The sequence below is a fragment of the Roseospira visakhapatnamensis genome (genome assembly GCF_014197915.1).
Classification (GTDB): domain Bacteria; phylum Pseudomonadota; class Alphaproteobacteria; order Rhodospirillales; family Rhodospirillaceae; genus Rhodospira; species Rhodospira visakhapatnamensis.
The window spans coordinates 45342-58048 of the sequence record NZ_JACIGK010000019.1 but is presented as its reverse complement, the minus strand read 5'-3'; the positions used below and the strand labels follow the sequence as shown (position 1 = coordinate 58048).

Below are 12707 nucleotides of genomic sequence, written 5' to 3'. Positions count from 1 at the left end.
GCGGTCCGGCTGGTGCCGGCAGACCCCGCCTCCAGCGGGAGGGTCGTGCCATGTCCTCCATTTTCACACCCCTGACCGTCGGTGTCGTGGTCGTCGGCATTCTGGTGGGGATGGCGTCTCCGGTCGCCGCGCCCTGCCTTGAATCGGATGCCACGTCCGACCGCGCCGCCGCGATGAAGGCGGTGTACCGTCTCCCGGTGACCTTTGGGTTCGCCGCGCCGACGCTGGCGCGGGCCGCGGTGTGCGACGCCGCGCTGATCGATCTGGCGGTCGGGACGCCAGTGCCGGTGGGCGCCGCGCCCTGCCTGCGGGCCTATGTGCTGGAGCCCGCCGCCGGCGGCCCGGTGATGGCCATGCCGGCGCCGGAAACCTGCGAGGCGCTGCTGCCCGCCCTGGCGATCGGGGTGCCCGTGCCCCTGGGTGTCGGAGTGCCCTGCGTCGAGAGCTACATCCTGACCGGTCGGGAGCAACTGGCCATCCGCTAGGGCAAATCCCGAGCGATCCGAACCGGATCGCGACGACGATTTGCTTTAAAAACAAAAACGTAGAGCGTTTTGGGTGATTCTAAAATCACGCAACACGCTCTAAGCAAACGGGCCGAAGGGTTCACACCCGTCGGCCCGTGCCGTGCCTCATGCGGACGTCGTCTCGTTGCAGGGACCGGGACCGGAGCACGCGTGCCTTGACGCGCTCACTCCGTCCGGTGTTGTCGCCTGGACGAGGGGCGTATCCGCTTTAGCGGCTGTAGAACTCGATGACTAGGTTCGGTTCCATTTGGACCGGGTAGGGCACGTCCTGCAGCTTGGGCGCGCGCACGAAGGTGCCCTTCATGCCCGAGGGATCGACCTCGAAGTAGTCGGGAACATCGCGTTCGGGCAGACCGATGCTTTCCATGATCAGCATCATTTGCCGCGACTTCTCCTTGACCTCGATCACATCGCCTTCGCGGAGGTGATAGGACGGAATGGTCACAACGCGGCCGTTCACCAGGATATGGCCGTGGTTGATGACCTGCCGGGCGGCGAACACGGTGGGTACGAACTTCAGTCGGTAGACGGCCGCCAGCAGGCGGGATTCCAGCAGGCCGATGAGGTTCTCGGACGTGTCGCCCTTGCGTCGCGTGGCCTCTTCATAGATGCGCCGGAACTGCTTTTCCGAGATTTCGCCGTAATAGCCCTTCAGCTTCTGCTTGGCGGCCAACTGCACGCCGAAGTCGGACGGCTTGCGGCGACGCTGGCCATGCTGACCGGGGCCATATTCCCGTCGATTGATGGGGCTCTTGGGCCGTCCCCACAGGTTGACACCCAGGCGGCGGTCGATCTTGTACTTGGAGGTCAGGCGCTTGCTCATGAACGGACACCTTCATAGAGGTTGTTGTGTGCCGGCGCCGTTGCGCGCCGGAGGCCATTCGGCCGATTGGTGTCCCGGGAGCCATGGACGCGGCGCGATCCCGCTTGCTTGAGACGGGATCGGGCGGAGGAAAGACCGCCTGTCCGGGAATGGAACCCCGGTGCATAGCCGATGCGCGCCTGGGGGTCAAACCCTTGTTGAGGGCCGTCCCGCACAGGCGCGCGTCCGCGGTCTGGGGGTGATCGGGGGGGAGGTCAGGCCGCCTGGCTGGCGCGTTGGGAGGTCAGCAGGCCATACACGCCGTCCGGACCGTCGGCGCCGCGCAGTTTCTCGCACATGGCGCGGTCGCGCAGCAGGCGGGACACCCGGGCCAGGGCCTTCAGGTGATCGGCGCCGGCCAGCTCCGGGGCCAGCAACAGGAACATCAGGTCCACGGGCTGGTCGTCCACGGCATCGAAGTGGATCGGTCGCGCCAGACAGGCGAACACGCCATGCAGGCGCGACAGGCCGACCAGGCGACCGTGCGGGATGGCAATGCCATTGCCCACGCCGGTGGAGCCCAGGCGCTCCCGCTCCAGCAGGGTGTCGAAGATGACCCGGTCATCAAGGCCGGTCACGACAGCCGCCCGTTTCGCGAGAGCCTGTAGGGCCTGCTTCTTGCTGGTCACCTTGAGAGGGCAGATAACGCCGTCCGGCGTGATCAGGTCGGAGATGTCCATCGCTTGCCTTTCGGAAAACGCCGTCACGGTTGGGACGGAGACGCGCCCCGGGTTGATCCCGGGGTCACACCGGAGCCGGATCCGGGTCCTTGCGGCCGGAGCCCGACTCGCGGGCCAAACGGAGACCGGGTCCCAGTCCAGCCGAACCGCCGTCCCACGGTATCGGGGCGGGCGGTCCGCGCGGGTATCTGTGTCCTACCCGGCGCTCTTCGGGGGCGTCGGGGCGCTGTCCCCGCGCGCTAAATCGTGCCTATCGCCGTGAGTTCGATGTGTCCCAAGCGTCAAAACGAACGTGGCCGGTTCCAGCCTTATGCGCCGGCAGCGGGGCTTGTCCCCGGGGCGGGCGTTTCTCCCACGACGGGGCCTCACACGCCAAGGGGGCCTTCCCCCACAGTGCGGTCCCTCGTGTTGAACCGTTGGCGCCGCGTCACGTGGGGGCATGATCGACCACGACCGTTCACCCCCGACATGGCTTACCACGCAGCCGTTGAGCGTGGTCTTGTCCCCGTGTCGCTCGCCCCAGAAACAACACGAACCGGACTCCGTGAAGGCGTCCGGCCCATTAACCCTGCGGACTTTAGGGAGGTCGTCCGGGGGAGTCAAGGCCGAGCGACCAGGGGGCCGGTGCGCCGATCCAGGTGGGACGGCTGACGGTCCACGTCAAATGAGGGTGGTCCCGGGGGCTGACGGAGGCAAGAAAAAACGGCATCCGGTCGGCAGGGTTGCGAATGCGCATGGACAGTGCCGGGTGGCGCGATGGGGCGTCGCGCGGGCATGATGGAGGGCCGACGCGGTGACGGGAGGTCGGGCACGGCCCCCGGTCAGGCCCGGATCCCGCCATGCAGGAGGATGATGCCATGGACCGCCATCGAGTCCCCCGGTCTTCCGGCCCCCGCCTGGACGAGCCCGATCCTGCCCGGGGGGAGGCATCCCCGGATCGAACCGCGTCCGACAGGACATCCCTGGCCTGGGTAACCGAGGCGAGCCAGCGGCGGGACTCGGATCCCAAGCCCTGGCAGACGGCGCTGACGACCGGCGACGTGGCCGAGACCTGGCTGGGGTCGGTGCGCATCCTGGTGGAGGTGTTGGCCGGTCCGGGCGAGGCGCCGGGGTTGCCGGGCGACTGGCGGCTGGTGCGGGCGTTCTCGACATACTATCCGGCCGGCGAGATCGGGACGGTGGCCGTCTCCGACATCACCCGGACGCTGGCCCCGGGTGCTTTCGCCGACGCCCGCCGGGCGCTTCAGGAGCGGTGACGGCGTCGCGGGGGCGTCCGTCATCGCCGCCGATGCCGGGCCTCGTGGTCCAAAAGCCAGCGTTTACGGTCCAGCCCGCCGGCGTAGCCCGTGAGCGTGCCGCCGGCCCCCACCACGCGATGGCAGGGCACGACGATGGCAAGGGGGTTGAGCGCGTTGGCCCGCCCCACGGCGCGGGCCGCGCCTGACCGGCCCAGGCGCGCGGCCAGGGTTCCGTAGCTTTCGGTCTCGCCGGGCGGAATCGCGCGCAGGCCATCCCACACGGCGCGCTGGAACGGCGTGCCGCCGGTGCGGGTGGGCACGGCGTCCAGCGCCGCCAGATCGCCGGCGAACCAGGCCGCCAGGGCGGTGCGGATGGGCTCCGGGATCCGCCCCGGGTGGGTCGTGACCGCCCCGTGATGGCGCGCCAACAGGTCCTTCAGGCGGGTGTCGAAGGGGGCGAAGTCCACGGCCAGCAAGGAGTCGCCATCGCTGACCAGGGACAGCGGGCCCAGCGGGGAGCCTGGCACGGGGTCCCAGCGTTCCATGATCACATGCGGCCCGCGCCGGTCGTCGCGATCGGTCTGGGAAGCGTCGGGCATGCCGTGTCTAGCCTTCGTCGTCGTTGCCGGAGTCCGTGGTCTCCGGCGCGTCGGGGATCGGTTCCCCCTTCTTGTCCTTCAACCCGGACATGGAACGCAACAGGGCGAGGGCCTTGCGGCGGATGTCGTCGGTGGGCAGCTTCCAGTACGCGGCGACGAGGTCGAGCGTCTCGCTCCGCGTCAGGTCCGACTGGGCATAGGTGGGCGACGGCGGTTCCGCCAGGCCGTCGATGTGTGCCTCCGGGCGACCGTCGATCTCGTCCTCGATATGGTCGAAGAAGAAGTTGATGGGGACCCCCAGAACCTTGGCGATGTCATAGAGGCGGCTGGCGCTGATGCGATTGGAGCCGCGTTCATACTTCTGAATCTGCTGGAAGGTGACGCCGACGGCACGCGCGAGCTGTTCCTGGCTCAACTTTAACAAGGTGCGTTGCTTGCGAAGTCGCCTGCCCACGTAGACGTCCACCGGGTCTGGTGCTCCCTTGCGACCGGCTGCGTCGTCGTTCATCTGTTCGGTCACGTTTTCGTCCTCTCCTCGCCCGTCCAAGTCTCACCCAAGCACGGTTTGTCTTGTGCTCTTCTATCTTCAAGCCCTATAGAGGGCAGTCGTCCACCACGGCGTGAACATCCTCCGATCCGTGCAGACGTCATCGATAATCGCGAGAGTCGCATTGTGTTCTTGGTCTCGCTTCATGGCCACGCCCTGTGTGGGCATCACCCTTTGGGTTAATGTGCTGGCGGGCGGGTCGCGCCCAGTGTGGACGCCGCCCTCTTGTTAAGAGTTCTGGCGGTTGTGCTCACGTCTTGCTAACACGACTGACCAACATCGGGCGATGAGGCCCGAAGCAGCACGGAAACAAAGCATGCGCCAAGCCAGACTCGAACGTGTCACCAAAGAAACCCGGATTTGCGTTTCGGTCAATCTCGACGGAAGTGGGCACTACGATGTGTCGACTGGAATCGGGTTTCTCGACCACATGCTGGAGCAGCTTGCGCGGCATAGTCTGATCGATCTTAGGATACGCGCCGAAGGCGACACTCATATCGACTTTCACCACACCACCGAAGACTCGGCTTTGGCCCTCGGCAACGTGATATCTCAGGCTTTGGGCGACAGAATGGGCATCCGACGTTACGGCCATGCGCTGATTCCCATGGACGAGACCTTGACTCGGGTGGCCCTGGATTTGTCCAACAGGCCGTATTTGGTATGGCGTGTCGACTTTCCACAACCGAAAATTGGTGACTTTGACACGGAGCTCTTCAAGGAGTGGTTCCAGGCGTTCGCCCAGACCGGGGGGATCACACTGCACGTGGATACTCAGTATGGCGGGAACGCGCATCATATTGCCGAAAGTTGTTTCAAGGGGCTGGCGCGGGCCTTGCGGCACGCCGTGGAGATCGATCCGCGCAAGGACGACGCCGTGCCCTCGACCAAGGGGGTCCTGGGGGGCTCGCTGTAGGGCGGCCGGGACCACGGGGACATCGGGATCACAACAGGGGCACGCGGCCGGGGGTGACCCGGTCCGGCACGGTGGCGGCGGGCGGGGGCGGGGCCTCAAGGGGGGCGCCGCCGGGCGGTGGGGGGATGGATAGCGAAGCCGGTGCGTCGACGGGCGCGACGCGGGGGTCAAGGGGGGGTGGCGTTGAGATCGATGGTGCGCCGCGCCGCGTGCCCGGCGCGGACCAGGGCGGCGTGGCGGCCGGACCCGGGTGTGCCGTCATGCCCCCGAAGCCGGGCGGCATCGGGGTGGTCATCGGAAGCCCCATTGAGGGCACCATCGGAGACGCCATCGCGGGCGGCATCGGGTGGGGCATGAAGGCGGGCGGCTGGGGCGCCGCCGGGGCCGGCTGGATGACCACGCCCAGGTGGCGCAACGCGTCGTGCACGGGGATGAAAAAGCTGAGGCTGGACCCCATGGCGCCGCCACCGCGAATGGTGGAGACGGTGATAGCCACCACGTTGCCCCAGGCGTCGACCAGCGGGCCGCCGCTGTTGCCGCTGTGTATCGGTGTCGTCGCCTGATAGACATCCATGCCGTGGCGGTCGCCCGGCCGCCAGGCACTGATAATGCCCTGGCTGACGGTCTGCCCCAGGTCCCGGTCCACGGGGGTGCCGACGGCATAGGTGGTCTCGGACACACGCGCCAGGGTAGGGCGGATCGGCACGGCCGCCAGGCCCTGTCCGACGACGCGCAACAGGGCCACGTCGCGGATCGGATGGCGGCGCGCCACGCGCGCCCAGAGTTCGCGTCCGTCCACCAGACGCACGCGGACCACGTCGCCCTGGTCGACCACGTGCGCGTTGGTTAGCGCCCATCCGTCGGGGCTCACGAAAAAGCCGCTCCCGTGCCCCTGCATGCCCAGGACGGTGACGGTCGCGGCCCGGATCCGCTCGGCGTTGACCGCGAAGGGGCGTGTGTACGGGGCCGGTCCGGTCAGGGTCAGCAGTCCCGAGGCGGCGGCCGCCCCCGGGCTCCAGGCCGCGGGGGACACGCCGGGTTGCGGACCGGGTCCGGTGCCCCAGGGGCCGGTCGAGACCTCGGTCCGCCGCAACGCGTCGGCGCGCGGGACGCCGCTGACCACGGCGCGCCGGAAGCGGTTGTCGGCGGCCAGCCGGACCAGGGCGTCCTCGAACAGCCGGTTGAGCAGCACGTCCTCGATGCGCACCAGCGCCGGCGACGCCTGCTCGCCCCGGGCGAGGGTCTCGCCGTCATAGACCAGGCGGTCGGTCTTCTGGTCCAGCATCTGCCAGACGATCCGCGCGGTGGCCTCGCCACTCAGGCCGATCTGGCGGCCGATGAGGTTGACCTGGCGGCACAGCGAAAGGCGCAGGTTCTCGATGCGCGCGGCCACCAGGAACTCGGCCTTGGCTCCGGCGCTCACCCTGCGGAACAGATCGTCGGAGGCGTCGGCGACGCGGAACCCCAGCCGGTCGCCCATGACCCGGGCGAAGCTCGCGCGGAAGCGCGCGGCGATGTCGGTGTCGCTGACCCGGGCGGCCACGCCGGAGATCGGTCCCGCGCAGAAGGAGTCCACCCGATAGCCGCCCAGGCTGGCGCCAAGGTCCGCCGAGTGGGTGACGCGGCCCAGGGCCATCACGCCGACCGCCTCCCGCTGCGCCGCCGACAGCGGCGGGACAGGCGGCGACGGGGGGACATCGTGCAGCGGCGGGGCGGCCCCGCAGGCGGTCGCCAGCAGCGGCGCGGCCACCACCACCGCCGTCCGGGCGATGCGGGACCACAGGAGCGAGGGCACGCGGATCTGGTCACGTCGGCAATCTAGGCGCGCATATAGGGAAATTAGCATTTCTAGATTTCAACCAATAGTTATTCTTCGAGCGAGTATGCCGGTTTGCGGACTCGCTGGCCAGACCCCTTCGGATGGGTCGAGGGGCCCGGCGCCCAGGATCCATCCCGCGAGCGTGCCTTGGGCGGGGTGATCGCCTTTGGATCTGATCCCGCCGGTTGGGCGTGCGCCCCTCCAGGACCCCCCTCCCAACCTCCCCCATTCCATGGGGCTACCAGATTCACACATCTTTATCTCAATGCTAATTTGGGTCATCGAAGTAGAACCGGGCTATGCCCGGTTTTTACCTGGGGAACAGCCCCCAGACCCCCAGTTTTTTCTAGAAAAGAAAAAAAGGAGGGCTTGGGGGGTCTCCTCCCAAGCGGGGGTCGGGGGCGGCAGCCCCCGCTTTACCTTGGACGTAAGCTGCCAACGGGAAAAAGAAGTGTGACCATGATAGCCGGCACGGGGAGGGCCGGGGTGGGGTGTGTCGTCCTGGTGACGCGGTTCGCGGGGACGCGGGCGGGGACCGAACGGGCCGTCTCCAAAGGCGAACGCCCTGGTGCCTTGGGTGGAGCCCCTTTCTCCCGCGGGCCCATCCTGCTAGAAGGTGTCGTGTCTTGTGGCGGCGTCAGGGGCGGCGCGGGTCCCGCCGACCGGGGCGCGTCTGATGCCACGCGCTGTCCTGTCGTGCCCGCCATGTCCGTGATGGCGTGCATGCCGCCTCCGGCCCACAGTCGATGGGGGCCGACGTCACCGACGCTCGTTCGTGGTCCAGACCTGGAGACCGCCCCCCGTACCGAGGATCCCATGCTCGTCGCCATCATCGACTACGGCTCCGGCAATCTGCGCTCCGCCGCCAAGGCGTTCGAGCGCGCGGCCGCCGAGGCTCACCTGGACGCCCGGATCCGGGTCACCGATCGGCCGGACGAGGTGATCCAGGCGGATCGCGTGGTCCTGCCCGGGGTCGGCGCCTTCGCCGACTGCAAGCGTGGCCTGGACGCCGTGGACGGTATGAGGGAGGCGCTGGCCGAGGCGGTCATGGTCACCGCGCGGCCGTTCCTGGGCATCTGCGTCGGCATGCAGTTGATGGCGCGCGAGGGCCGGGAACACGGCCGCCATCCCGGACTGGGCTGGATCGACGGCGTGGTCGTGCCGGTCCGGCCCGCCGACCCGGCCCTCAAGGTCCCGCACATGGGCTGGAACGACCTCGCGCTGGAGGCTCCGGCGCATCCCCTTCTCGCCGGCCTCCATCCGGGGCAGCACGCCTACTTCGTGCACTCCTATCACGTCGCGCTGAACGACCCGGCCCACGCCCTGGCCACCGTGTCCTACGGTGGCACGGTCACCGCCATGGTGGGGCGCGACAACCTGGCCGGCACCCAGTTCCATCCCGAAAAGAGCCAGGCCACCGGCCTGCGCCTGATCACGAACTTCTTGCGCTGGACGCCCTGAGCCCATGATTCTGTTTCCCGCCATCGACCTGAAGGACGGCCAGTGCGTGCGCCTGCTGCGCGGCGACATGGACCAGGCCACCGTGTTCAACGACCGGCCGGGCGACCAGGCCCGGGTGTTCGTGGAGGCCGGCTGCCGCTGGCTGCATGTGGTGGACCTCAACGGCGCCTTCGCCGGCCGGCCGGTGAACGAGGCGGCGGTCGAGGGCATCCTCGCGGCGGCCGGCGGCGTGCCGGTGCAACTGGGGGGCGGCATCCGCTCCCTGGAGACCGTCGCCTTCTGGCTCGACAAGGGCGTGGCGCGCGTCATCCTGGGCACCGTCGCCCTGACCGATCCCGACCTGGTGCGGCGCGCCTGTCGGGACTTTCCGGGCCGTGTCGCCGTGGGCATCGACGCCCGCGACGGCCGGGTGGCGGTGGAGGGCTGGGCGACCACCTCGGAGGTCACGGCTCTCGATTTGGCGCTGCGGTTCGAGGACGCCGGGGTCGCCGCCATCATCCATACGGATATCGACCGCGACGGCGTCCTCAAGGGACCCAACCTCAAGGCCACGGCGGCCATCGCCGGGCGCCTGACCACGCCGGTGATCCTGTCCGGCGGCATTGCCTCGCTGGAGGACGTGCGCGCCGTCGCCAATCACCGCCGCAGCGGCATCGTCGGCCTGATCAGCGGCCGGGCCCTGTACGATGGTCGCATCGACCTCGCGCAGGCGCTGGCGGTCCTGAGCGTCCCCGAGGAGTCCGCGCCATGCTGAAGATGCGCGTCATCCCCTGCCTGGACGTCAAGGACGGCCGCGTGGTCAAGGGGGTCAACTTCGTCAACCTGCGCGACGCGGGCGACCCCGTCGAGCAGGCGGCGGTCTACGACGCCGCCGGGGCCGACGAACTGTGCTTCCTGGACATCACCGCCAGCAGCGACAACCGGGATACCCTCTATGACGTGGTCGCCCGCACCGCCGAGCGCTGCTTCATGCCCCTGACGGTGGGTGGCGGGGTGCGCACGGTCGAGGATGTGCGGACCCTGTTGCTGGCCGGGGCCGACAAGGTATCGATCAACACGGCGGCGGTGCGCGATCCCGACTTCGTGCGCCAGGCCGCCGAGAAGTTCGGATCCCAGTGCATCGTGGTGGCCGTGGACGCCAAGCGGGTGGGCGACGACCGCTTCGAGATCTTCACCCACGGCGGACGCGAGCCGACCGGCATCGAGGCCATCGGCTGGGCGCGGCGCATGGTGGACCTGGGCGCGGGCGAGATCCTGCTCACCAGCATGGACCGCGACGGCACCCGGGCCGGCTTCGACATTCCGCTGACCCGCGCGGTGGCCGACGCGGTCACCGTGCCCGTGATCGCCTCGGGGGGCGTGGGCACCCTGGACCATCTGGTCGAGGGCATTCGCGACGGCCACGCGACCGCCGTGCTGGCGGCATCCATCTTCCATTTCGGCGAGCACTCCATCGCCGAGGCCAAGGCGCACATGCGCGCCGACGGCATCGCCGTGCGCGAGGAATGCCATGACCGCGCCTGAGGCGACCGCGCCCGCCCCCGATGCCCGGGTGCTGGATCGCTTGTACGAGGTGGTCACGGCCCGCAAGGGCGCCGACCCGTCGGACTCCTACACCGCCAAGCTGTTCGCCAAGGGGCGCGGCAAGATCTGCCAGAAGTTCGGCGAGGAGGCGACCGAAACCATCGTCGCCGCCCTGGCCGAGGGGCCGGACCACGTGGTCACGGAAAGCGCCGACCTGCTGTATCACCTGAGCGTGCTGTGGGCCGAGGCGGGCGTGGCGCCCGACCGCGTGTGGGCCGAACTGGCGCGCCGCTTCGGCACCTCCGGTCTGACCGAGAAGGCGGCGCGGACGGCGGAGTAGCGCCCAACGCTCCCCTCACGGCCGCCAGGACTCGAACAGCGCCTTGAACACGGCCGCCGGCAGCGTGCCGCCGGTGACGCCGTCCATGGCGCGCGCGCGGTCGTCGCCCATCCACACCCCGGCCACGGCGAGGCCGCCGTCCGTGGTGTCCTGAACGAAGCCCACGAACCAGGCATCGCGGAACGCCTGGGTGGTTCCGGTCTTGCCGGCGGCGATCAGGCCGGGTCCCCGAGGCTGGGCGGCGCGCCCGGTGCCGCCGGTGACCACGGCCCGCAGCATGGCGCGCAGGTCCGCTGCATGCCCGGGCGCCATCACCCGGGGGGGCGTCCCGGACGCCTGGCGGCGGTAGAGCACGCGTCCCTCGCGATCCAGGATCCGGGTGATGCCGTGGGGGAAGGCCGCCGTGCCGCCGTTGGCGATGGCGGCATAGGCCGCCGTCAGGTTCAGGGGCGAGACCTCGGTGGTGCCCAGGGCCAGGGAGGGATCCTCGGTGTCCACCTCGGTCAGGCCCAGGCGCCGGGCCACGCGCGCCACCCGGGCGCGGCCGGCGGTCTCGGCGACGCGCACGGCGACAGTGTTCACCGAGTGCGCCAGGGCCTCGGTCAGGCTGATCGGCCCCCGGAACCGGCCATCGTGGTTCTCGGGCGCCCAGCCGCGCACACGGACCGGTGCGTCGGGGATCACGGTGTCGGGTCGCAGGCCGGCTTCCAGGCCGGCCAGGAAGACGACCGGCTTGAAGGCCGATCCCGGTTGCCGCCGTGCCTGGGCGGCGCGGTTGAACTGGCTGGCGCGGAAGTCGCGCCCGCCGACCATGGCCAGCACCGCGCCTCCCGGATCCAGAACCACCACGGCGCCCTGGGTGGCCCCGCGCGCCCGTCCCTCGCGTTCCAGCACCGTGGACAGGGCTTGCTCGGCGGCGTGCTGGACGGCCGGTCGCAACGTCGTCTCCACCACCAGGTCACGGCCCGGCGTGCCCACATGACCGTCCACGCGGTCCATCACCCAGCCCGCGAAGTAGCGCCCGCCGCTGCCCCGCCCCCGGGCCAGCGCCAGGTCGGACCGGCCCTCGCGGGCGATGCGCGCGGCCTGGGCGGCGTCCAGGTCGCCGGTCTCCACCAGGTTGCCCAGCACCTCGCGGGCGCGGGCGTGGGCGCGGTCGGGGCTGGTGGCCGGGTTGAGGCGTGAGGGGGCCTTCATCAGGCCGGCCAGCACCGCCGCCTGATAGGGGGTGACCTGCGTGGCCGGGCGCCGGAAGTAGCGCCGCGCGGCCGCGTCCATGCCATAGGTGCCGGCCCCCAGGTAGACCCGGTTCAGGTACAGGTCGAGAATCTGCTCCTTGGTGAAGGTGTGCTCCAGCCACAGTGCCAGCAGCACCTCTTGGACCTTGCGGCGTAAGGTGCGGGCGTGGGTCAGGAACAGGTTCTTCGCCACCTGCTGGGTGATGGTGCTGCCGCCCTGGACGAACCGCCCCTGGGTCACATTGACGATGATGGCACGGGTGACCCCGATGGGATCGACGCCAAAATGGTGGTGGAAGCGCCGGTCCTCGGTGGCCAGCACGGCCCGTACCAGGATCGGGGGCAGTGTCGCGACCGAGACCGGATCGCCATGGATCGGGCCGACGGCGGCGAGGGGCGTCCCATCCACGGCCTGGACGACCATGCTGGCCGGGCGCGGGCGGGCGGCGGCTTCCTGCACATTCGGGAGGTCGTAGGCGTACCAGCCGATCACGCCGGCCAGGACCACGGCCGACCAGATGACCACCACCAGACCGAGCGCGAGCGCGCGCAGCCACGGTGAGCGGCGGGACGCGCGCGCCCGGGACCGCGGCGGGGGCGACCGTCGCCGGCGCCGCGTCGCGCCGGCCCCGGATGCCGGTTTTTTCGGAGGGCGCGCGGGGGGGGCGCCCTGGGGCCGGGCCTTGCCCCGGGGCGTGCGTGTCTTTGGCGCGCGTTTGGCTGAGCGGGTTCCGGTCGCCGCGGCGCGGCCGGACCCTCGGGCGCCGGCCTTGGGTCCGGCGCGCCGTCCTCCGCTACCGCTATTGCGGTCCCCCCGACTCGCCATGGGTTCCAGTCTCCAGGACGTCAAGCGCGCATGAGGCATATCATGGCCAGGCGCTGGCGGGACCGCGCGCCGGCCCCTTGATGGACGAGCCGCCCGCTCCCATCATCCAATAAGGACGCGATGCGCCACG

General features: G+C 69.9%; 13 protein-coding genes. 7 read left to right on the top strand and 6 right to left on the bottom strand.

Going from position 1 to position 12707, the window contains the following annotated elements; all coding sequences use genetic code 11:
• Window positions 1–50: 50 nt before the first annotated feature.
• Entirely contained in the window at window positions 51–485 is a 435-nt protein-coding gene (locus tag GGD89_RS12830; RefSeq protein ID WP_184045862.1) for a hypothetical protein, read from the top strand.
• Window positions 486–735: 250 nt separating this feature from the next.
• Here GGD89_RS12830 and rpsD read toward each other — a convergent pair whose 3' ends face one another.
• Entirely contained in the window at window positions 736–1350 is a 615-nt protein-coding gene (gene rpsD / locus GGD89_RS12825; RefSeq protein WP_184045860.1) for a 30S ribosomal protein S4, read from the bottom strand.
• A gap of 254 nt (window positions 1351–1604) precedes the next feature.
• Window positions 1605–2069: a PTS IIA-like nitrogen regulatory protein PtsN gene (ptsN, locus tag GGD89_RS12820; RefSeq protein ID WP_184045858.1), complete on the bottom strand. Its 465-nt coding sequence runs from the start codon at window positions 2067–2069 to the stop codon at window positions 1605–1607.
• 839 nt (window positions 2070–2908) lie between these two features.
• On the opposite strand from ptsN, the gene GGD89_RS12815 reads away from it, so the two are divergent.
• Window positions 2909–3325, top strand: a complete 417-nt coding sequence (locus GGD89_RS12815) for a hypothetical protein (protein ID WP_184045856.1) — start codon at window positions 2909–2911, stop codon at window positions 3323–3325.
• A 20-nt stretch (window positions 3326–3345) separates the two neighbouring features.
• Here the strand turns inward: GGD89_RS12815 and GGD89_RS12810 are convergent, their stop codons facing one another.
• Together GGD89_RS12810 and GGD89_RS12805 are read right to left on the bottom strand one after the other, a co-directional pair.
• Entirely contained in the window at window positions 3346–3906 is a 561-nt protein-coding gene (locus tag GGD89_RS12810; RefSeq protein ID WP_246423090.1) for a methylated-DNA--[protein]-cysteine S-methyltransferase, read from the bottom strand.
• Window positions 3907–3913: 7 nt separating this feature from the next.
• Window positions 3914–4426, bottom strand: a complete 513-nt coding sequence (locus tag GGD89_RS12805; RefSeq protein ID WP_343058596.1) for a helix-turn-helix domain-containing protein — start codon at window positions 4424–4426, stop codon at window positions 3914–3916.
• Window positions 4427–4769: 343 nt separating this feature from the next.
• Between GGD89_RS12805 and hisB the strand changes: the two genes are divergently transcribed.
• Window positions 4770–5369: an imidazoleglycerol-phosphate dehydratase HisB gene (gene hisB / locus GGD89_RS12800; RefSeq protein WP_184045854.1), complete on the top strand. Its 600-nt coding sequence runs from the start codon at window positions 4770–4772 to the stop codon at window positions 5367–5369.
• Window positions 5370–5397: 28 nt separating this feature from the next.
• On the opposite strand, the gene GGD89_RS20555 is transcribed toward hisB, so the two are convergent.
• The gene (locus GGD89_RS20555; protein ID WP_184045852.1) at window positions 5398–7164 is read right to left on the bottom strand and encodes a trypsin-like peptidase domain-containing protein; all 1767 of its coding nucleotides are present in this window, start codon (window positions 7162–7164) and stop codon (window positions 5398–5400) included.
• Window positions 7165–8004: 840 nt separating this feature from the next.
• Between GGD89_RS20555 and hisH the strand changes: the two genes are divergently transcribed.
• Genes hisH through GGD89_RS12775 form a run of 4 tightly spaced genes read left to right on the top strand, consistent with a single transcriptional unit; the run spans window position 8005 to window position 10513 of the window.
• Entirely contained in the window at window positions 8005–8649 is a 645-nt protein-coding gene (gene hisH / locus GGD89_RS12790) for an imidazole glycerol phosphate synthase subunit HisH (protein WP_184045850.1), read from the top strand.
• Between the two features lie 4 nt (window positions 8650–8653).
• Window positions 8654–9403 carry a 1-(5-phosphoribosyl)-5-[(5-phosphoribosylamino)methylideneamino]imidazole-4-carboxamide isomerase gene (hisA, locus tag GGD89_RS12785; protein ID WP_184045848.1) on the top strand — a complete coding sequence of 250 codons (750 nt, stop codon included), beginning with the start codon at window positions 8654–8656 and terminating at the stop codon, window positions 9401–9403.
• Window positions 9397–10173: an imidazole glycerol phosphate synthase subunit HisF gene (hisF, locus tag GGD89_RS12780; RefSeq protein ID WP_184045846.1), complete on the top strand. Its 777-nt coding sequence runs from the start codon at window positions 9397–9399 to the stop codon at window positions 10171–10173. The genes hisA and hisF overlap by 7 nt, the downstream gene beginning before the upstream one ends.
• The gene (locus GGD89_RS12775; protein ID WP_184045844.1) at window positions 10160–10513 is read left to right on the top strand and encodes a phosphoribosyl-ATP diphosphatase; all 354 of its coding nucleotides are present in this window, start codon (window positions 10160–10162) and stop codon (window positions 10511–10513) included. The genes hisF and GGD89_RS12775 overlap by 14 nt, the downstream gene beginning before the upstream one ends.
• 15 nt (window positions 10514–10528) lie before the next feature.
• Here GGD89_RS12775 and GGD89_RS12770 read toward each other — a convergent pair whose 3' ends face one another.
• The gene (locus GGD89_RS12770; RefSeq protein ID WP_184045842.1) at window positions 10529–12277 is read right to left on the bottom strand and encodes a PBP1A family penicillin-binding protein; all 1749 of its coding nucleotides are present in this window, start codon (window positions 12275–12277) and stop codon (window positions 10529–10531) included.
• Window positions 12278–12707: the final 430 nt, after the last annotated feature.